18 protein-coding genes, 1 tRNA gene and 1 pseudogene are annotated in these 18,726 nt (G+C 69.5%); 13 read left to right on the top strand and 7 right to left on the bottom strand.

Going from position 1 to position 18,726, the window contains the following annotated elements:
- Window positions 1-63: 63 nt before the first annotated feature.
- Both ACWEOW_RS03110 and ACWEOW_RS03105 read right to left on the bottom strand, forming a co-directional pair.
- Window positions 64-1,710: a radical SAM protein gene (locus tag ACWEOW_RS03110; protein ID WP_452267693.1), complete on the bottom strand. Its 1,647-nt coding sequence runs from the start codon at window positions 1,708-1,710 to the stop codon at window positions 64-66.
- On the bottom strand, window positions 1,707-2,486 hold the full coding sequence (locus tag ACWEOW_RS03105; protein WP_452267692.1) for a prolipoprotein diacylglyceryl transferase: 780 nt from the start codon (window positions 2,484-2,486) through the stop codon (window positions 1,707-1,709). Before ACWEOW_RS03105 ends, ACWEOW_RS03110 begins: the two co-directional genes overlap by 4 nt.
- A gap of 220 nt (window positions 2,487-2,706) precedes the next feature.
- Here ACWEOW_RS03105 and ald point away from each other — a divergent pair, with 220 nt between their 5' ends.
- From ald to ACWEOW_RS03045, 12 genes are all read left to right on the top strand, one after another.
- Window positions 2,707-3,822, top strand: coding sequence for an alanine dehydrogenase (gene ald, locus ACWEOW_RS03100; RefSeq protein WP_452267691.1), 1,116 nt, complete (start codon window positions 2,707-2,709; stop codon window positions 3,820-3,822).
- 14 nt (window positions 3,823-3,836) lie between these two features.
- Entirely contained in the window at window positions 3,837-4,865 is a 1,029-nt protein-coding gene (gene xerD, locus ACWEOW_RS03095; protein ID WP_452267690.1) for a site-specific tyrosine recombinase XerD, read from the top strand.
- A gap of 96 nt (window positions 4,866-4,961) precedes the next feature.
- Window positions 4,962-5,900 (top strand): ParA family protein, encoded by a 939-nt coding sequence (locus ACWEOW_RS03090; RefSeq protein ID WP_452267689.1) that lies wholly within the window; start codon window positions 4,962-4,964, stop codon window positions 5,898-5,900.
- Window positions 5,901-5,913: 13 nt separating this feature from the next.
- On the top strand, window positions 5,914-6,954 hold the full coding sequence (locus ACWEOW_RS03085; RefSeq protein WP_452267688.1) for a segregation and condensation protein A: 1,041 nt from the start codon (window positions 5,914-5,916) through the stop codon (window positions 6,952-6,954).
- Window positions 6,947-7,603 (top strand): SMC-Scp complex subunit ScpB, encoded by a 657-nt coding sequence (scpB, locus tag ACWEOW_RS03080; protein WP_452267687.1) that lies wholly within the window; start codon window positions 6,947-6,949, stop codon window positions 7,601-7,603. The genes ACWEOW_RS03085 and scpB overlap by 8 nt, the downstream gene beginning before the upstream one ends.
- A 123-nt stretch (window positions 7,604-7,726) precedes the next feature.
- A complete protein-coding gene (locus ACWEOW_RS03075) occupies window positions 7,727-8,656 on the top strand; it encodes a pseudouridine synthase (RefSeq protein ID WP_452267686.1) in 930 nt (309 codons plus the stop codon).
- 54 nt (window positions 8,657-8,710) lie between these two features.
- Window positions 8,711-9,793, top strand: a complete 1,083-nt coding sequence (locus ACWEOW_RS03070; protein ID WP_452267685.1) for a prephenate dehydrogenase — start codon at window positions 8,711-8,713, stop codon at window positions 9,791-9,793.
- Window positions 9,794-9,875: 82 nt separating this feature from the next.
- Window positions 9,876-10,583 (top strand): (d)CMP kinase, encoded by a 708-nt coding sequence (gene cmk, locus ACWEOW_RS03065; RefSeq protein WP_452267684.1) that lies wholly within the window; start codon window positions 9,876-9,878, stop codon window positions 10,581-10,583.
- Window positions 10,580-11,245: a lysophospholipid acyltransferase family protein gene (locus tag ACWEOW_RS03060; protein WP_452267683.1), complete on the top strand. Its 666-nt coding sequence runs from the start codon at window positions 10,580-10,582 to the stop codon at window positions 11,243-11,245. The genes cmk and ACWEOW_RS03060 overlap by 4 nt, the downstream gene beginning before the upstream one ends.
- A gap of 12 nt (window positions 11,246-11,257) precedes the next feature.
- Window positions 11,258-12,793, top strand: coding sequence for a ribosome biogenesis GTPase Der (gene der, locus ACWEOW_RS03055; RefSeq protein ID WP_452267682.1), 1,536 nt, complete (start codon window positions 11,258-11,260; stop codon window positions 12,791-12,793).
- Window positions 12,794-12,999: 206 nt separating this feature from the next.
- Window positions 13,000-13,073: transfer RNA gene (locus ACWEOW_RS03050), tRNA-Pro, on the top strand.
- 555 nt (window positions 13,074-13,628) lie between these two features.
- On the top strand, window positions 13,629-14,024 hold the full coding sequence (locus tag ACWEOW_RS03045; protein ID WP_452267681.1) for a VOC family protein: 396 nt from the start codon (window positions 13,629-13,631) through the stop codon (window positions 14,022-14,024).
- 160 nt (window positions 14,025-14,184) lie between these two features.
- On the opposite strand, the gene ACWEOW_RS03040 is transcribed toward ACWEOW_RS03045, so the two are convergent.
- The 3 genes from ACWEOW_RS03040 to ACWEOW_RS03030 all read right to left on the bottom strand — a co-directional run bounded on the left by ACWEOW_RS03040 (window position 14,185) and on the right by ACWEOW_RS03030 (window position 15,699).
- Window positions 14,185-14,811, bottom strand: coding sequence for an MmyB family transcriptional regulator (locus ACWEOW_RS03040; protein WP_452267680.1), 627 nt, complete (start codon window positions 14,809-14,811; stop codon window positions 14,185-14,187).
- Window positions 14,812-15,070: 259 nt separating this feature from the next.
- Entirely contained in the window at window positions 15,071-15,358 is a 288-nt protein-coding gene (locus ACWEOW_RS03035; RefSeq protein ID WP_452267679.1) for a hypothetical protein, read from the bottom strand.
- Window positions 15,355-15,699: an ArsR/SmtB family transcription factor gene (locus ACWEOW_RS03030; protein WP_452267678.1), complete on the bottom strand. Its 345-nt coding sequence runs from the start codon at window positions 15,697-15,699 to the stop codon at window positions 15,355-15,357. The genes ACWEOW_RS03035 and ACWEOW_RS03030 overlap by 4 nt, the downstream gene beginning before the upstream one ends.
- Before the next feature lie 145 nt (window positions 15,700-15,844).
- On the opposite strand from ACWEOW_RS03030, the gene ACWEOW_RS03025 reads away from it, so the two are divergent.
- On the top strand, window positions 15,845-16,657 hold the full coding sequence (locus ACWEOW_RS03025) for an alpha/beta fold hydrolase (RefSeq protein ID WP_452267677.1): 813 nt from the start codon (window positions 15,845-15,847) through the stop codon (window positions 16,655-16,657).
- 672 nt (window positions 16,658-17,329) lie between these two features.
- Here the strand turns inward: ACWEOW_RS03025 and ACWEOW_RS03020 are convergent.
- Together ACWEOW_RS03020 and ACWEOW_RS03015 are read right to left on the bottom strand one after the other, a co-directional pair.
- Entirely contained in the window at window positions 17,330-18,010 is a 681-nt protein-coding gene (locus ACWEOW_RS03020) for a GIN domain-containing protein (protein ID WP_452267676.1), read from the bottom strand.
- Window positions 18,011-18,140: 130 nt separating this feature from the next.
- Window positions 18,141-18,263, bottom strand: a pseudogene (locus tag ACWEOW_RS03015) (transposase); the annotation flags it as partial.
- Window positions 18,264-18,726 lie beyond the last annotated feature (463 nt).

Here is an 18,726-nt window from a genome sequence, read left to right as displayed (position 1 = left end):
GTTCAGGGGGAGGAGGTGGGGAAGAAGGCGGGGGAGGAGGCGGGTAGTTCGGCGGAGGGATGCTCATCTCAGCCTCCCGCGGGCCGAACCGACGGCGATCATCGGGAGCTCCTGACCGGTCGTGGAGGACATCCGCTGGCGCGCCAGTGTCGGCCACGCCTGGACGGCACAGAAGGGCGCGCACTGGTCGGCGCCGTCGGGGCCGCGCGTGCCGACATGGACGCAGCACTGCGTCAGGCGCTCCTCGATCATCGTCGAGAGGTCCATGAACGGCTTGACGGTGACCCGCACGACCCGCTCGGCAAGGAGCCGGCGCAGGCGCTTGGCCCCGCCGGGGAGGCCAGAGCCGGCCAGCGTGGCCAGGGTGCCGACGCCGAGGTCGCAGTTCTGGCAGATGCCCCGCCACAGATCGCCGACCTGCGGGTGGGACAGCGACGACTGCTCCGAGAGGAGCCCGAGGACCGACTCCTTGACGACTGCGCGCAGCTCCGACGGGATCGCCTGGTCGACGACGCGGTTGGCAAGCACGTCGGGAGCCAGGTCGAGCCATTCCAGGAGCCGGTCATGGCCGACGGCGCGGGTCAGGGAGGTCCAGTCGCCGCTGTCGCCGCGCAGCAGGTACCCGACCGACGCGCAGTGCGGATGTGAGCAGGGCAGCGCCGTCAGGTCGCGCCACGAGACGAGCCCGCCCGTCTGCTCCTCCAGACGGGCCAGGACTCCGGTGTGGGTCAGGCGGTCGACCGGGTCGATCGGCCCGCTACGGCCGCTGCCGAACTGCGGCTGGATGGACACGCCACCGACATACGGCGTGTGGAGAGCCCGGAGAACGACCTGTCCGATCTCGCGGTCGTTGACGCCGAGAGCAGCGGTCATCGTCAGCGTTGTGAACACCTCGGCGGCAGACAGCCGCTCGATCGCGAGGTCCTTGAACCGTCGCAGGTCGGCGCCGCGATGGTGCCGGGACGCCTCGGCGCTGTCGCCGTCGTACTGGAGGTAGACCTCGACGCGCTCACGGTGCTGCCGAAGCAGGTCGAGCAGCGCGTCGTCCTTGGCGATCGTGATGCCGTTGGTGTTGACGAGGATCCGCACGATCGGGCGCGACACGAGGGCGTCGAGCAGCTCGCCGAAGCGCGGGTGAAGGGTTGGCTCCCCGCCGGACAGCATGAGCACGTCGAGCCGGCCGTCCTCGCGCGCGATGCGGGCGTCGACGTTGGCCAGCACGTCCTTCACCGGAGCCACACCCCGCAGGGTGGGCGCCGAGTCGGTGAAGCACGTCGGGCAGCGCAGGTTGCAGTGCTCGGTGACGTCCTCGAGCAGGATGCAGGTGTGCTGAGTCTGCATGGCAGGCAGGCCGTAGGCGTAGGCCTCAGGAGCAGGCAGGAAGTTGCCGACGCGGTCCGGCACATGCGACTTGGTCGGTGCGGTCCACTGCTCGAGATAGCGCAGAATCTCGGGTGACTCGTCATAGAGCGTGCGCACCAAGCCGTGTTCCCGACAGCCTCGCTCGAGCCAGATGCACCCGTCTCGCTCGGCGAGCCATCCGCTGAGTCGCGGCACCTCGGCGAGGTCGCGGTCCGGGTGCTCGTCATGGCATCGCGGGCAGAACGCGTTGACATAGCGGTGGATCCGGTCGCCGCGAAGACCCCGGCCGGGTCCGGTCGGTGCGGAGGTGGCGGCGGGCGTGCCGGTGGCGGGCGTGGTTCGGCTCACGCGGTCTCCTGCAGGACGGGCGCCGGGCGCGGCGCGGACAGCACGACGGCCGCACGCCACACGGCGAACGGCCCGAGGACGGCAAGGAACAGCTGCGGCCGGGTCAGACCCAGCCACGCGACGTCGTTGTCGCGGACGAACTCGACGAGGAACCGGAACGCCGCGTAGGCCGCGATGTAGACGGTGAACAGGCCCGCAGGGTCGGCGAGTCGGTCCCGGCACGCAATCAGCACCACGAGCGCGACGACGTGGAAGGCGATCTCGTAGCCGTAGGACGGGTGGAGCGGAACGTTTGCCGCGGCCCCGGTGCGAGCCGCGGCGTCCGGGTCGAGGACGATGCCCCACGCATGTCCCGTTGGCGTGCCCGGAGCCTCGGTCAGGAGGCAGCCGATCCGCCCGATCGCCATCCCGGCGGCTACGGCGGGGGCGAACAGGGCGCCCGTGCGACCGCGGTAACCGGTGATCCGTTTGCCGACGAGGGCTCCGGCATATGCCCCGACGAGCCCACCGAGGATGCTCCGGTTGCCGTAGAGGAACTGCTCGACGAAGCCGGCGTTCTTCGACGGGTCGAGGTGCTGGAACCAGGTGCCGGCATACATGAACACCCCACCCCAGGCGAGCGCCACGGCGACGACGGCCCACAGCCGCTGGTCGACCATGCCGCGCCGTCGCATCTCGGCCCGGAACACGAGGATCGCGACGGACAGGCCGAGCGCGACGAAGAACTCGTGGGTGCCGATGGTCACCCCGAGCACTTCGACGAGGACCGGATGCATGGGGACACGATGGCACGCCCAGGGGCCGCGACACGCTGATCAGCGCACGCCTGTGGATGACGAACGATGTCGTCGGGCACCTGTGCAGGACTGCGTTTCGCAGGCCCGTCCTGACGGTGCCGGGGCCGCGGTTACAGTGGCCTGGCAGCCCCTTGACGGGGCGCCCGAGCCACGGCAACGGCGCCGGGGTGGTGGTCAGTCCGAAAGGAAGTGCAACAGCATGAAGGTCGGCATCCCACGCGAGGTCAAGAACCACGAGTACCGCGTGGCCATCACACCCGCCGGGGTCCACGAGCTGGGCCGGCAAGGGCACGACGTGTTCGTCGAGCGTGACGCAGGAGTCGGTTCGTCGATCCTCAACGAGGACTACGAAGCCGCCGGCGCCAAGGTCCTCGACGGAGCCGACGAGGTCTGGGACACGGGCGATCTCATCCTCAAGGTGAAGGAGCCGATCGCGTCCGAGTACAGCCGGATGCGCGAAGGACAGACCCTCTTCACCTACCTTCACCTGGCTGCGGACCGGCCGCTCACCGAGGAGCTCGTCAAGCGCAAGGTCACCGGGATCGCCTACGAGACCGTCGAGCTGCCCGACCGCAGCCTGCCGCTGCTCGCCCCGATGTCCGAGGTCGCCGGACGCCTTGCGCCACAGGTCGGCTCCCAGGCGCTGCTGCGGGCGGAAGGTGGGCGAGGTGTCCTCATGGGTGGTGTCAGCGGGGTGTACGCCGCCAAGGTCGTCGTCATCGGGGCCGGTGTCTCCGGGATGAACGCCGCCGCGATAGCGCTCGGCATGCAGGCCGAGGTGCTTCTGCTGGACCGCGACATCAGCAAGCTGCGCCACGCCGACTTCGTCTACCAGGGCCACTGCCAGACGGTCGCGTCCAACGCCTACGAGATCGAGCGTGCCATCTCCGACGCCGACATGGTCATCGGGGCCGTGCTCGTCCCCGGCGCCAAGGCTCCCAAGCTCATCACCAACGAGCAGGTCTCCCGGATGAAGCCGGGATCGGTGCTGGTCGACATCGCGATCGACCAGGGCGGCTGCTTCGAGGACTCGCGCCCGACGACTCACGCGGACCCCACCTACATGGTCCACAACTCCGTCTTCTACTGCGTCGCGAACATGCCCGGCGCGGTGCCGCACACGAGCACCTACGCGCTGACCAACGTCACGCTGCCGTATGCCGTGGAGCTGGCCAACCGGGGCTGGCGCGACGCGCTGCGCGCAGACCGCGCCCTCGGGCTCGGTCTCAACACCTACGACGGCCATGTCACCTACGCGGGCGTCGCCGAGGCGCACGGGATGGACTCGATCTCGCTCGAGGAGGCGCTGTCCTGACCGAGGACGTCACGGTGGGTCCGTCAGCGGCCACGACGGATGCCACGTCGAGCGCCGAGGCCATCCAGTCTCCGACGCGCACGTCCACGCGCCTGGAGCGGGATGTCCGCGGCTGGCTCGACCACGTGCGGGTCGAGAAGGGCGCGTCCGACAACACGCTGAAGTCGTATGGCCGAGACCTTCGGGCGTACTGCGCATTCCTCGCCGAGCGGGGGATCGACGACCCCGGCCGGGTCACCGAGGCCGACGTCACCGACTTCCTGGCCTCGCTGCGAGAGCGCGGGCTCGCGGCCTCCTCAGCGGCGCGGACCCTCGTCGCGGTGCGGGGCTTCCATCGCTTCCTGGCTCTGGAGGGGGACGTACAGGGCGACCCGGCGGCCAACGTGGCGCCGCCGAAGCCGCCGAGCCGCCTGCCCAAGGCCATCCCCGTCGAGGCGGTCGAGCGCCTCCTCGCCGCCTCGTCGCTCGGCGACACGCCCGAGTCGCTTCGCGACCGTGCGCTTCTCGAGATCCTCTATGGGGCCGGCGCGCGGATCAGCGAGGCCGTGGGCCTCGACGTCGACGACATCGACACGGGAGAGGCGGACCAGGGGTCCGGCACACCGGCGGAGGACGGCGGGCCGAGCGGCCGTGTCGGCACCGTCCGGCTGCGCGGCAAGGGCCAGAAGGAACGCATCGTCCCGGTCGGGCGCTACGCGGTGGAGGCTGTCACGGCATACCTGGTCAGGGGCCGACCAGCCCTGGCCACGCACGGATCGGGGGGTCCCGCGCTGTTTCTCAACCAGCGCGGGCAGCGGCTGTCACGCCAGTCGGCGTGGGCGGTCATCCAGCGAGCCGGGTCCCGAGCGGGCCTTACCGAGCACGTGTCGCCGCACACCCTGCGTCATTCCTTCGCCACCCATCTGCTCGACGGGGGCGCCGATGTCCGGGTGGTCCAGGAGCTGCTCGGTCACGCCTCCGTGACCACCACCCAGATCTACACCATGGTGTCCGTGCACCGACTCCGCGAGGTCTATGCGGGCGCTCACCCACGTGCCCGCTGATAGGGTCACTCGTGATCAGCGAGAGGCTGACCGCAGCCTCTCGGCACCAGGCCGAGCGGAGTGGAACCCACGGTGAACGAGGAGTCACACGACACTATGCAGTCCGTGCCGTCCGAGCACGTCGTGACGCCCAGCACGGCACGTTCCACCCCCTCCTCGAACCATCTGCCCGAGACCGAGACCTTCGTCGCCGGCGAGATCGGCCCCACCGGCCGGCCCCTGCCGGACTTCCCGCAGCCACCGCCGCTGACCAGTCACGGGCCCGCGCGGATCATCGCGATGTGCAACCAGAAGGGCGGCGTCGGCAAGACGACGACGACGATCAACCTCGGTGCCGCGCTTGCCGAGCTCGGGCGCAAGGTGCTCGTCCTCGACTTCGATCCACAAGGCGCGCTGTCCGTCGGACTCGGGATCAACGCACAGGAGCTCGACCTCACGATCTACAACCTGCTCATCGAGCGGGGCCACGAGATCCACGAGATCATCCAGCAGACGCGCACCCCCAACCTCGACCTCGTCCCGGCGAACATCGACCTGTCTGCGGCCGAGGTGCAGCTGGTGGGCGAGGTGGCGCGCGAGCAGGTGCTTGCCCGGGTGCTCCGTCCCGTGGTCGACGACTACGACGTCGTCCTCATCGACTGCCAGCCGTCGCTCGGCCTGCTCACCGTCAACGCCCTGACCGCCTCGCACGGCGTGGTCATCCCGCTCGAGTGCGAGTTCTTCGCCATGCGCGGGGTCGCCCTGCTCATCGACACCATCGACAAGATCACCGACCGGCTCAACCCGAGACTGCGCCTCGACGGCATCCTTGCCACGATGTACGACCCGCGCACGCTGCACAGCCGGGAGGTCGTGAAGTCCGTCGTCGACCACTTCGGCGACCAGGTGTTCCACACGGTGATCAACCGCACCGTGAAGTTCCCCGACGCCACCCTGGCTGCCGAGCCGATCACGACCTACTCCTCCGACCACTCCGGCGCGAACGCCTACCGCCAGCTCGCGCGCGAGCTCATCGCGCGCGGCGGTGCCGCCTGACCGCCGTGGCGTGATGACCGAGCAGGACACCGTCGGCCGCGGGGCGGTCGACCCCGACACGTCTGCCGTGCCCCCCGACGCCCCGGCGCAGCCGAGGAGCCTTGGCGGTGCCGGCGAGGAGCTGACGCCAGGTGGTGTCATCACCCGAAGGGCCGCGGCACCGTTCGAGGTGCACCTCGACGTGTTCTCCGGCCCGTTCGAGCTGCTTCTCGGCCTGATCAGCAAGCACAAGCTGGACATCACCGAAGTCGCCCTCGCGCGCGTGACCGACGAGTTCATCGCGCACATCAAGGCCGCGCAGGCAGCGCAGAGCGAGTGGGATCTCGGCCAAGCCTCGGAGTTCCTGCTCATCGCGGCGACCCTGCTCGACCTCAAGGCCGCTCGCCTGCTGCCGCAGTCGGGTCCGCAGGACGACGAGGACCTCGCCCTCATCGAGGCCCGCGACCTGCTCTTCGCGCGGCTCCTGCAGTACCGCGCGTACAAGGAGGTCGCGGCCATCTTCCGGCAGCAGATGGCGACCGCCGGGCGCATCACGCCGCGCCTGGCGGGGCTCGACCCTGAGTTCACCAGCCTGTTGCCGGAGCTGGTCATCGCGGTCACCCCGGAACAGTTCGCCAAGATCGCCGCCCGCGCGATGACGCCCAAGGCGCCGCCGACCGTGGGCCTGGAGCACCTGCACGCGCCTCAGGTCAGCGTTCGCGAGCAGGCCGCGATCATCGTCAACCGCCTTCGGGCCCGCGGGCAAGTCTCCTTCCGCAGCCTGGTCGCCGACGCGGACACCACGCTGGTCATCGTGGCGCGCTTCCTGGCGCTGCTCGAGCTGTTCAAGGAGTCTGCGATCGCCTTCGAGCAGGCCGAGGCTCTCGGTGAGCTCGACATCCGCTGGACCGGCACGGACGAGGGTGACGTCTCGATCGAGGACGAGTTCGACGAGTTCGACGAGGACGGCGAGACGCGCGAGGCTGGTACCGGGCCGGACGACGTCTTGGCGGAGCAGGAGCACGACAGCACGACGGGTGGAGACACCCCACGGACAGGAGCAGACGATGAGTGACCAGTCGGCGCAGGGGCCCGGCGCGGTGACCGAGCCTGACGAGCTCGACACCGCCGCGGGTGCCGACGAACAGATCGCCTTCGACATCAACGAGTTCCCGGGCGGGGCCAAGTCCGCCCTCGAGGCGGTCCTCATGGTCGTCGACGAGCCGATCAACGAGGTGTCGCTCGCGTCGGCGCTGGAACTGCCGGTCGAGGACGTCCGCGCGCACCTGCACGAGCTGGAGCAGGAGTATGCCGCCCAGCAGCGTGGGTTCACCTTGCGCAGCGTCGCGGGTGGCTGGCGCGTCTACAGCCGGGCCGACTACGCCCCCGTCGTGGAGAAGTTCGTCCTCGACGGCCAGCAGGCCAAGCTCACGCAGGCCTCGCTCGAGACACTCGCGGTCATCGCCTACCGGCAGCCGGTGTCCCGCTCGCGAGTCAGCGCGGTCCGCGGCGTCAACGTGGACGGGGTCGTGCGGACGCTGCTGTCGCGCGGCCTGATCGAGGAGCTCGACGATGTCGGGGAGAGCGGCGCGGTGCTCTATCGCACGACCCCCTACTTCCTGCAGCGGATGGGCCTGGCGTCCCTCGACGACCTTCCCGCCCTCGCCCCGTACCTGCCCGACGTCGATGTCATCGACGAGCTCATCGAGGAAGGACACGCATGAGAGATGCTCGATGGCGCCTCCGCTCCGCTCGCTCGTTCCTCCCACGCAGAGCGTGGGACCCAGCTCGCTGCGCTGGGTCCAGGCAACGCCGGCCCCTCGGCTCTCCAAGGATGGTGACCTCGTATGAGTGAGTACTCGCGCTCGCCACGTCAGCCTCGTAAGAGGGCCGCAGGCGCAGGCCGACCCAAAGCGAGCAAGAAGGCCGCAGGCTCTGGCAAGGCTTCGGCGCGCAAGAGCGCAGGGCCGCGCTTCGCTGGCTCGACCAAGGCGAGCCAGCCGACCAAGCTCCCGCCGCGGCGGGAGGCCGTGCCTGTCGACGTACACGACCCGGATGGCGTGCGCCTCCAGAAGCTCATGGCCGCGGCCGGGGTGGGCTCCCGGCGCGTCTGCGAGAACCTCATCGAACAGGGCCGCGTAGAGGTCGACGGGCAGGTGGTCACCGAGCTCGGCGTCCGGGTCGACCCCAAGAGCGCGGTCGTGCACGTGGACGGGGTGCGCGTGAACCTCGACGAGGACCGCGTCTACCTCGCCTTCAACAAGCCCAAGGGTGTCGTCACCACGATGAACGACGAGCTCGGCCGCATCTCGCTCGCCGACTATGTCGGCAACCGTGAGGAGCGCCTGTTCCACGTCGGTCGTCTCGATGCCGACACCGAGGGGCTGCTACTGCTCACGAACGACGGCGACCTCGCGCACCGCCTGCAGCACCCGGCATACGGAGTCCTCAAGACGTACATCGCAACGATCCGCGGCCCGGTCAACCGGGATGTCGGCAAGCGGCTGCGTGAGGGCGTCGAGCTCGAGGATGGATCCGTGAGCGTCGACTCGTTCCGCATCGTCGACCACCAGCCGGGCAAGGCGATGGTCGAGGTGGTGCTTCACGAGGGGCGCAAGCACGTGGTCCGCCGCATGCTCGAAGCGGTCGGGCACCCCGTGCTGGAGCTGGTGCGCACGGAGGTGGGCCCGATCCGCCTGGCAGACCTCAAGTCGGGGCGGATGCGCCGCCTCAACAAAGCCGAGATCGGCGCGCTCTACAAGGCCGCCGGCCTGTGATCCGAAGCGGGCGCGACTGCGCAGGATCACCCACCGCCTCGCTACGCTGAGCCGGTGACCACGCACGTCCGTATCATCGGCACCGGACTGATCGGCGCCAGCCTCGGAATCGCGTTGTCCGCCAACGGATTTCAGGTCTCTCTGGAGGACCCGTCCCCGACAGCCGTCCGGCTGGCTCGGGACCTACGGGCGGGCGAGATCGCGGACGACGCGACCCCGACCCCCGATGTCGTGGTCGTGGCGGCACCTCCCGACGTCGCCGCGGATGTCGTCGTCGCGGCCCTCGCCCGCTGGCCTGAGGCGGTCGTCACCGATGTCGCCTCAGTGAAGGAGTCCGTGCTCGACCGCGTCCTCGCCTCAGGCGTCGACGCATCGCGCTACGTCGGTTCGCACCCGATGGCGGGTCGCGAGCGGTCCGGGCCCGCAGCCGCCCGGGCCGACCTCTTCGACGGCCGCGCCTGGGTGGTCGTACCACACCCCGGCTCGACCGAGACCGCCGTCCGGCAGGTGCGTGCGATGGCTACCGCTGTGGGATCGGCCGTCCGCGTCATGCCGGCCCACGAGCACGACGAGGCCGTCGCGGCGGTGTCACACGTCCCGCAGCTGGCCGCGAGCATCGTCGCAGGCTGCCTGCGCGAGCTGCCCGAGTCGGCGGTGGGTCTCGCCGGGCAAGGCCTGCGCGACGTGACGCGTATCGCCGCCAGCGACCCGAGGCTCTGGACGCAGATCCTGGCGGGCAACGCGCCTGCGGTGAGGGACGTGATGCGCCATGTGCGCGAGCAGGTCGACGACATCGTCGCAGCACTCGACAGGCTCGTCGACGACGACGGCGAGGGGTCGTTCGGGACCCTCAGCCGCGTCCTGGAGGCCGGCAACCTCGGCCACGCGCGGATCCCGGGCAAGCACGGTAGCGCCCCGGCGGCATACGAGGTCGTGTCCGTGGTCGTGCCCGACGTGCCCGGGTCGCTGGCCCGCCTGCTCACCGACGTCGGTGAGGCGGGGATCAACCTCGAGGACCTGCACCTGGAGCATGGTCTCGGGCAGGCCGTCGGCATCGCCGAGATCTCCGTCGTGCCGGCGTCGGTCGAGCCGCTTCGGACTGAGCTCGAGCGGCTCGGCTGGCGCGTGCACGACTGAGTGCGACTGCGCTGCGGGTCGGGCCGATCCGGCCTACGGGCGGGTCCCGGCGCGGTGGGTGCGAGGCACTATCCTCGGGCGCATGTCGCAGACCCCTGATGAGAGCTTGTCCGGATTCGTCGTCGCCATCGACGGTCCTTCCGGGTCGGGCAAGTCGAGTGTCTCGAAGGAGGTGGCGCGCAAGCTGGGGTTTGGGTTCCTCGACACCGGCGCCATGTACAGGGCGCTCACCTGGTGGTGCCTGCACGAGGGCGTCGACCTGACGGACCCGGACGCGGTCACGGCAGCGGCGCGCACCTTGCCCCTTGAGATCGGCACGGACCCCGACGTGCCGACGGTGAGGGTCGGCGGCACCGATGTCACCGCCGCGATCCGTGAGACCGGCATCTCGACGAACGTCTCGGCCGTCGCGACGGTCATCCCAGTGCGTGAGACGCTGCGGGTCCTGCAACGTCGCCTCATCGCCGATGCCGGACGCACTGATGGCGGCGTCGTGGCAGAGGGGCGCGACATCACGACCGTCGTGGCTCCCGACGCTCAGGTGCGGATCCTGCTCACCGCGTCGGAGGAGGCCCGCCTGGCCCGCAGGTCGAAGGAGCTGTACGGCGCCGCCCACGACGAGGCAGTCGCGGCGACCCGCTCCCAGATCGTCGACCGCGACAAGGCCGACTCCACCGTGTCGGAGTTCACCGTCGCCGCAGACGGTGTGACCACCCTCGACACCTCCCACCTCGACTTCGACGGCTCCGTCGCCGCGGTCCTGCAGATCGTCGAGACGGCACGAGCATGACCGACGCCACGGCCCCACACCCGAACCGCGCCCGGATCGGCCGCCTGATCGGCAAGTTCCTCTTCAGCACGCTCTACTCCGGCCGGGCCCGCCACGCGGAGCGGGTGCCGATGACCGGTCCCGTGATCCTCGTGGCCAACCACGCGGCGTTCCTCGACGGCCCGCTCGTGTTCGGCATGGCGCCCCGACCGGTCAGCTTCCTGGTCAAGCAGGAGGCGTTCAGCGGGTTCTGGGGCTGGACGATCCGGAACGTGGGCCAGATCCCTATCGACCGCACCGTCGGCGACCGAGCCGCCTTGGCGGCGGCGACCGCGGTGCTCGAGAGCGGGGGAGCGGTCGGCATCTTCCCAGAGGGCAACCGCTCCGACGGTGACGTCCAGCAGGTCAACCAAGGCGCTGCGTGGATCGCCCTGCGCACCGGGGCACAGGTCGTCCCAGTGGCCGTCATGGGCACTCGCGTGCCGGGCAAGACCAAGGACTCCTGGCCTGCACCGCGCTCGCGGCTCGTTGTCGACTTCGGCGAGCCGTTCCAGCTCGCCGTCGACACGTCGGCCCCCGGCCGTGACCGGCTGCGACTGGCCAGCGAGCAGCTGCGCGAAGCGCTCGCGTCACATGTGCAGCGCGCCCGGGTGGAGAATGGTGCGTCAACAGACGTTCACTGATTCGAGGACACCGTGACTGACGAGACCGCCCGCCCCACCGACGAGGGCGCTCCGATCTCGACCACCGACCTCGCTGGCGACTCCGCCAGCGAGGCCGCATTCGATGTAGGGCCCGACGACGCGTCGGTCGAGCGCGCCCTGCGCGCCGGCCTCGCCGACTTCGACCTCAGCGCCGAGGACGAGGCGCTGCTTGCCGCAGAGGGGCCGTATGCCGCAGACGAGGTCGGCGAGGGACCGCTGCCGGTCGTGGCTGTAGTCGGCCGCCCCAACGTCGGCAAGTCGAGCCTGGTCAACCGCATCCTGCGACGACGCGAAGCCGTCGTCGAGGACGTCCCCGGTGTCACTCGCGACCGGGTGTCCTACGAGGCCGAGTGGGGTGGCCGGCGGTTCACGATCGTCGACACCGGCGGCTGGGAGATCAACGCGACGGGGATCCACCTGCGCGTCGCCGAGCAGGCCGAGATCGCGATCGACCTCGCCGATGTCGTCATGTTCGTCGTCGACGCGACGGTCGGCTCCACCGACGACGACGAGGCCGTGGTGCGGCTGCTCCGCCGGTCCGGCAAGCCGGTCGTGCTCGTCGCCAACAAGGTCGACGACGAGCGTGGCGAGGCGGATGCCGCGGCACTGTGGAACCTCGGCCTGGGCCAGCCGTGGCCGGTGTCCGCCGTGCACGGCCGAGGAAGCGGTGACGCGCTCGACGCTGTGCTCGAGGTGCTTCCCGCGGTGTCCGCCTACGGCGCGTACGCGCCGGGCGGGCCGCGTCGCGTCGCGCTCATCGGCCGCCCCAACGTCGGCAAGTCCAGCCTGCTCAACAAGCTTGCCGGGTCCGACCGGGTGGTCGTCGACAATGTCGCCGGCACGACCCGCGACCCGGTCGACGAGCTGATCGAGCTCGGCGGGAAGACGTGGCGCTTCGTCGACACCGCCGGCATCCGACGGCGGGTCCACCAGACGCGCGGCGCCGACTTCTACGCCTCGCTGCGCACTCAGACGGCCCTGGAGAAGGCCGAGGTGGCGGTCGTGCTCATCGACGCCGGGGAGCCCATCGCCGAGCAGGACGTTCGCGTCATCCAGCAGGTCATCGACGCAGGCCGCGCGCTCGTCATCGCCTACAACAAGTGGGACGTCCTCGACGAGGAGCGCCGCTACTACCTCGAGCGCGAGATCGAGAAAGAGCTCGTCCAGGTCCCTTGGGCGCCCCGCGCCAACATCTCCGCCCGGACCGGGCGGCATACGGACCGCCTCGTGCCGGCCCTCGAGACCGCGCTCGAGTCGTGGGACACCCGCATCCCGACTGCTCGCCTCAACGCGTTCCTCGGCGAGATCGTCGCCGCTCACCCGCACCCGGTACGGGGCGGCAAGCAGCCGCGGATCCTGTTCGCGACCCAGGCCTCGACGCGACCGCCCCGTTTCGTCGTGTTCGCGTCCGGGTTCATCGAGGCCGGCTACCGGCGGTTCCTCGAGCGCAGGCTGCGTGAACAGTTCGGCTTCGAGGGAACGCCCATCGAGGTGTCGGTCCGGGTCCGCGAGAAGCGCCGCCGCTGACTGTCGGCTGACGCTGCGGCAGAGCAGCGTGTCAGGTCCGCGTGCCCGGTCGGCGTGCCCGGTCGGCGTCCTGGAGCACACGTATGCCGTCGGGCCTGTTCCGCTAGAAGGGGACCCGACGGCATACGGCTGGGTCGGGCGTGTCCGGGGCCGATTCGGCCGCCGCCGTGCCCGTGCGCTATGGTTTCGTTCGCCCCACGGGGCAACGGGCTGTGGCGCAGCTTGGTAGCGCACTTGACTGGGGGTCAAGGGGTCGCAGGTTCAAATCCTGTCAGCCCGACCGACCGGGCCCTGACCTGTTTTCGCAGGTCAGGGCCCATTTTCGTACGATCCCGCACGCTGTTGTGTGCCGCTTCGTACCGCGTCCGCTGCGTTACTCGGCCCACAAACCCCCGAAAGCCCAGAAGTCAAGGGGTTCAAGCCCCTAGCTCGGCTGTCACTGAGGCCATCTGCCGCTCGCTCGTCGCGCCTGAGCTGATCGCGCCCCGGGCGCGGTTTCGCTGCCGTGCTTCGGCGAATGAACTCGGAGCAAAGGGGGCTTCAAGGACAGCGCATGTCAAGCGTGCAGCCACCGCGACCCCAAATTCTTGGTTCGACTGCGGCGTCGCCAGAGCAGGGTGTAGTTCGGAATGAGGGTCATCGCGCTGGCCCAGAACAGAACCCAACCCGAGGAGGTGGCATCCCCACCAGACGAGGGCCGGCGGAGCGTCGGGAGACATGGCGCCGACCGTCGTTGCCCTCACTCGCTGATCCGCCGTTCGCGCGTCGCTCGATTCGGCCGGCGACGTCGCCACACCCCGACCCAATCTCATGTGCAGCTCATCAGGAGGATCCCATGCTCACGAGTGCATCCGTCACCGCCAACATCCCTGCCGCCGATCTCGCGCGAGCCCGATCGTTCTACGCCGACACCCTCGGCCTGGAGCCAGCCATGGAGCTCGGAGACGCCGGAATGCTGATCTATCGCACCGAAGGCGGCACGGCGTTCAGCGTCTACCAGACCGAGTACGCCGGCCAGGCCGGTCACACCATCGCCCAGTTCCACGTCGACGACGTCGAGGCCGAGGCGCGCGCCCTGCAAGCCAAGGGTGTCGCTCTCGAGACCTACGACATGCCCGGCGTGGAGTGGGATGACGGCGTCGCCTCCATGGGTGATATGGGCAAGGCTGCCTGGTTCAAGGACAGCGAGGGCAACATTCTCTGCCTCGACTCCGGGCTCCCGGAAGCCTGAGCAGTCAAGCGCCCGAAGCGACACGAGTGGGCCTGGAAACAGCCTCGTAACGGTCAACGCCCGCGCCATACCCCCTGTCCGCCCCTGTCGAAGCCTCGAATGGAAAGCCGGCTCGGGGACCGGCTTTCGCGTTCCGAGGCCACTGCCGCCTGGGCGAGGGTCATGGTGAGGAGATCTGGCGGAAGAAGCGCTCGGTCGCCGCATCGAGCGGGTAGATGAGCTCGATCCGCAGCTCGTCGAGGGTCACATCGACCGCCGCGTCGAAGCGTGCCGTCAGCACGATGGTTCGCACGATCCTGTCGCCGACGCGGAACCAGGGACAGACCACGAGGCTGTCGGGGCCGGTGTCCAACGGCTTCGGCAGGCCGGCCACCGCGGACTCGGCGAGGTCGACCTGGTCCTGCAGGCGTTCGTCCAGGGGCGCCCGGTCGCGCTGACGACGCAACCTGGCCAGGGCGGCATACGCGACCTCGGGCCAGTTGACAATCGCGTCCCGGGAGGCGGGGTTGTCGAGGTAGAACTCGACCATGTCCGCGGAGACGAGGCCGTCGCCGAAGAGCGGACTGCAGGCCCGATTCGCCGCAACCACAACGGAGTACGCATCGAGCACTAGAGCCGGGAACGGCTCGTGGGCGGCGAGCAACCGGTCGATCGGGGCGGCATACGGTTCCAGCTCCGGGTCACCGACCGACCCCTGCCGGTATGCCGGCGCGAACCCTGCCGCTTGCAGCAGCAGGTTGCGCTCGCGCGGGGTCAGGTCGAGCACGTCGGTCAGCCGGACCACCATCTCGCGGCTCGGCCGCGACCGCCTGGTCTCGAGGAACGAGACGTGGCGTGCGGTCGAGGCCGCGCGGCGGAGGAGGGACGACAGACGATGGCCGCATTCATGACCTGGGTCGAGCAAGTCGGCTCAGCCCTGGTCGATCCTGGAGCCCCGCTCGACGACGGCCGCGCTGCTCCGGGATCACCCCTTCGTCGGACGTGGCGGTGCACTCCAGGTCAGCGAAGCCGTGTCACCCGGCTGAGCGCAACCCGGCGGGTTCCTCCTACATGGGCATCGCCTCGTATACCCACATGTCCATGGGGCAGGACTCGAGCAGCGAGACCGCTGCATCCATCGACTCGGCCTGAACGATTGAGTAGCCGAGTGCGGGTGGAAGGTCCGCGCCGATCTGGGCGACAGCACCGTCCTTGGAGACGTCGTGTCCGTTGAACAGCGGGTTCCCCGAGTCGACGACGTGGCCTTGCATCGAGGACCACCACGCCTTCTGTGCCTGGATGAACTCGGGGGTGCGCTCCATCGTGCCGTGCGCGAGGAAGACGAACTTCTTCATGGTGACTCCTTGGTGGCGGATGACTGCCGTTCGAAGTGGGTTGCGTAGGTCTCGAGGGACTCCGAGTCGTCGCCCCACCAGGGGTGGAATTCATCGACCCAGGTCTGCAGGGAGCGAAGCGGTGCGCGTTGGAGAGCCAGAAAGTTGACCCTGCCGACCTTGCGGCGGCGCACCATCGCTGCGGCCTCGAGGATCTGGATGTGCTTGTGAATGGCCGGCAATGACAGGTCGCACATCGCGGCCAGCTCGCTGATCGAGGCGGGCTTGATGGCGAGCGCACGGACGATCCGGCGCCTGTTCTCGTTGGCCAGTGCGTCGAAGACCGCGTTCAGCTCATCCATGGACCCATCCAGATACTTAACCGTTTGGTTAACTGTAGCAGCTGGCGCCCTCCCGCCACAGCGAATGAATCGTCCAGTGTCCCTGGCCGTCGCCGAGAACCGGCCGAGCACCGCTTCTGTGTGGCGACGGTGGGAAGATACCGGCGTGACCGACCAGGTTTCGGTTCTGGGGCTGAATATCGCGTACGAGCGAGTGGGAAGCGGGCCGGCGGTGGCGCTTGCCCATGGCTTCGTGGGCGACGCGCGCTCGACGTGGGGCAGCCAGATCGATGCGCTCGCAGCCGATTTCACGGTGATCGCGTGGGACGCTCCGGGCGCGGGACTGTCAGCGGACCCTCCCGAGGGCTTCGGCATGAACGACTACGCCGACTGCTTCGCGGCCCTCCTGCGGACGCTTGAGATAGATCGAGCCCATCTGGTCGGGATCTCCTTCGGCGGGGCGCTCGTTCTCGCCGCGTTCCATCGACATCGCGAACTCGCGTCCTCCCTCGCACTCGTGAGCGGGTATGCCGGCTGGCGCGGCTCGCTGGGAGCTGAGGACGCCGAGCAGCGGCTCGCCCGATCGCTTCACGCGTCGGGGCTTGCTGCCGACGAGTTCGCGGCCGCGATGGCGCCGTCGATGTTCTCGCCGTCGGCGGGGGGTGAGCTGGTCACCGCCTTCGTCGACAGTGTGAGGGCGATCCGTCCGAGTGGCTTCCGGGCCATGAGCCGCGCGTGCTTCGAGGACCAGAGTCATGTGCTTCCCGAGATCGACGTGCCAACGCTCCTGGTGTATGCCGACCACGACGTGCGCGCTCCAGTCGCGGTCGGCGAGGCGATTCATGCTCTGGTGCCCAGTTCCGAGCTCGTCGTGCTTTCCGGTCCCGGCCACGTCAGCTCGGTTGAAGCCCCCGACGACGTCACCAGAGAGCTGCGGCGCTTCCTGCACTCGGCCGAGCACCGCACGGGTCAGCCGTGACCCAAGCCGTAGAAGGTCGAGGCTGTCCGCGGCGCGAGTGAAGACAGACAGGCTCGCGCGTCACGGGCTTCCACGGGAGCCGCTCGACCCGCATCCCGGCGACCGCGGGAAGGATGCCTTTGTCCTTGCTCACGAGCTCGGGGACGCCATCGCCCGTCACAGCGACGCAGCACATGCCGCTGGCACGACGCTACGGGGCACGCACTTTCCAACATCGTCAGCGGCCGATCAGGGTTGAGTCCTTGGCCCGTACCTTCGCGGCGAGGACGGTGGGCCCGTTTTGGGCCCAACACGGTGCAGGTCCTTCGCGCTGTGCGGGGGCGGCAGGATGCGGGGAGGAGGAGCGCACCGCGCCGAAGGACGAGCAACGGGGTCCGACGATCCGGCGAGTGTGTGACCTTCGGACCAGCTTGCTCGTTGGGGGAGTGGCCGGGTGGCCGCAGCGCCGTGAGGGTGCGTCACGTCATGAGTCTGCGCATGGCAGCTGTGGCACCGCGTAGGTAGCGCTCGACGACGACCCGCTCGTCGTCGGTGAGCGTGGCATCGCCGACAGCGCGAGCACGCCAGGCGGGGTGCGCGACGTCGATTCGTCGCCAGCAGCGCAGATAGACATGGCCGCGCCGGCCGCCGAGGAGGGCCGCCGCGAGGGCCCACCCGATTATCGGACGTCCGTTACGGGGTCCGCAGGACTGCGCCGCCTGACGTGTCGACATTAGAGCTAGCCGGGCGGGTCGTCAGCGTCAGCACTACGCCGCCCGAGGCCGAGCCGTTGAGGGAGCCGCTCACGGTCAGGGTCGCCACCACGCCACCGCTGAGACTGACGCTCGCGTCCCTGGCTCGGAGTCCACCCAGATCCGCGATCGCCCCACCGCTGGCTCCGAGGTCGAGGTCGCCGATGGACCCGGACAGCGTCGCCCGAGCACCGCCGGACATGTCGATCGCAAGCTTCTCGGGAGTTCCGGCCGTGCCGGACGCGCCGGCTCCCCCTGAGAGCCCGATCGCGGTCAGGCTCGGCGCCGTGAGCTTCACGACGAGGCCCTCGCGGGTCACGTACCCGCTCGTGGTGTCGACGGTGAGGCGCGAACCCGACACCTCAGTCGTCGTGATGCCGACGATGTTCGGCTGCGCGGTGACTACCACTTGATGCGGGCCGGTCGCGAGTTCGAGCTGGATGCCTGCACCAGCCTGCACTTCGGTGAAGTCGGCCACACTGCGGGTCTGGGAGGTGACACTGCCTGAACCGACGACCATGCCACCTGCAGAGCCGTAGCTGCAGGCCCCGGGCAGGGCGGCGAGTGTCGCGAGCGCGAGGGCGCCGAGCCGGATGGATACGCACCTCGTCACTGACCTCATGGTTGCCTCCATCCGCGAGCATGACGGCGGCGATGCTGGGTGGGCAGGGCACAAGGTCCCGCGACGCCGCCTCTGCTGCAGCGGATGCGGAGAGGTCCGCGCCACTGGGTCGGGCAAGGCCATCCGACGACGCCACGAGCCCGCTGCGTAGGTCCTTGGCGGCGTCGCGGTTGGGGAAGATGCCCACGACGTCGGTGCGGCGCCGGATATGGCGGTTGAGCCGCTCGTTGGGGTTGTTCGACCAGATCTGGCGCAACCCGCATCGGACGAGCTCAGCGGAACCAGGGCATGACCGGCGTCACCCTCGTGACTCCCACGGGGCCGCCATCAGTAGTCACCAACGTCGCACAAGAAGTAGTGCCGCCGACCTCGGCGGGGCACGCCTTCGGCTGTGGGACGCTCCCTGATCGTCGTTGGGTGTTTGCTTACAGCCCTCTATCGAGGAGGCCACGTCAGGATCGAGGGCACTCGACGGCTGGGGGCGCGGCCTCGCATGCCTATTCGCCTGTAGGACCGTGGGGCCGTTTTGGGCCCAACGCTGTGCACGCCATGGCGCGCAGCCGCCCCCACGGCTCAGTCATCGCCCGGTCACGTCGGGTGTCGTGCAGGTACCGGTCACGTTCTGTCGCGCGGGTGCCGAACCTTGACAAGCAAGCAGACATGGTGCGTTTCAACGTAGGTCAGCAAATCACGGCCGGCCACCCGCAGGATTTGGC

The organism is Monashia sp. NPDC004114 (assembly GCF_053603855.1).
The sequence above is the reverse complement of the archived record's forward strand: the minus strand, read 5'-3'. Positions and strand labels throughout refer to the sequence as shown.

Bases quoted from the DNA above. Each gene is read 5' to 3' on its own strand.
- ACWEOW_RS03105 (WP_452267692.1), bottom strand. From the start codon at position 2,486: ATGCATCCGGTCCTCGTCGAAGTGCTCGGGGTGACCATCGGCACCCAC.
- ald (WP_452267691.1), top strand. From the start codon at position 2,707: ATGAAGGTCGGCATCCCACGCGAGGTCAAGAACCACGAGTACCGCGTG.
- ACWEOW_RS03090 (WP_452267689.1), top strand. From the start codon at position 4,962: ATGCAGTCCGTGCCGTCCGAGCACGTCGTGACGCCCAGCACGGCACGT.
- ACWEOW_RS03085 (WP_452267688.1), top strand. From the start codon at position 5,914: ATGACCGAGCAGGACACCGTCGGCCGCGGGGCGGTCGACCCCGACACG.
- scpB (WP_452267687.1), top strand. From the start codon at position 6,947: ATGAGTGACCAGTCGGCGCAGGGGCCCGGCGCGGTGACCGAGCCTGAC.
- ACWEOW_RS03075 (WP_452267686.1), top strand. From the start codon at position 7,727: ATGAGTGAGTACTCGCGCTCGCCACGTCAGCCTCGTAAGAGGGCCGCA.
- cmk (WP_452267684.1), top strand. From the start codon at position 9,876: ATGTCGCAGACCCCTGATGAGAGCTTGTCCGGATTCGTCGTCGCCATC.
- ACWEOW_RS03060 (WP_452267683.1), top strand. From the start codon at position 10,580: ATGACCGACGCCACGGCCCCACACCCGAACCGCGCCCGGATCGGCCGC.
- ACWEOW_RS03045 (WP_452267681.1), top strand. From the start codon at position 13,629: ATGCTCACGAGTGCATCCGTCACCGCCAACATCCCTGCCGCCGATCTC.
- ACWEOW_RS03040 (WP_452267680.1), bottom strand. From the start codon at position 14,811: ATGGTGGTCCGGCTGACCGACGTGCTCGACCTGACCCCGCGCGAGCGC.
- ACWEOW_RS03035 (WP_452267679.1), bottom strand. From the start codon at position 15,358: ATGAAGAAGTTCGTCTTCCTCGCGCACGGCACGATGGAGCGCACCCCC.
- ACWEOW_RS03030 (WP_452267678.1), bottom strand. From the start codon at position 15,699: ATGGATGAGCTGAACGCGGTCTTCGACGCACTGGCCAACGAGAACAGG.
- ACWEOW_RS03020 (WP_452267676.1), bottom strand. From the start codon at position 18,010: ATGAGGTCAGTGACGAGGTGCGTATCCATCCGGCTCGGCGCCCTCGCG.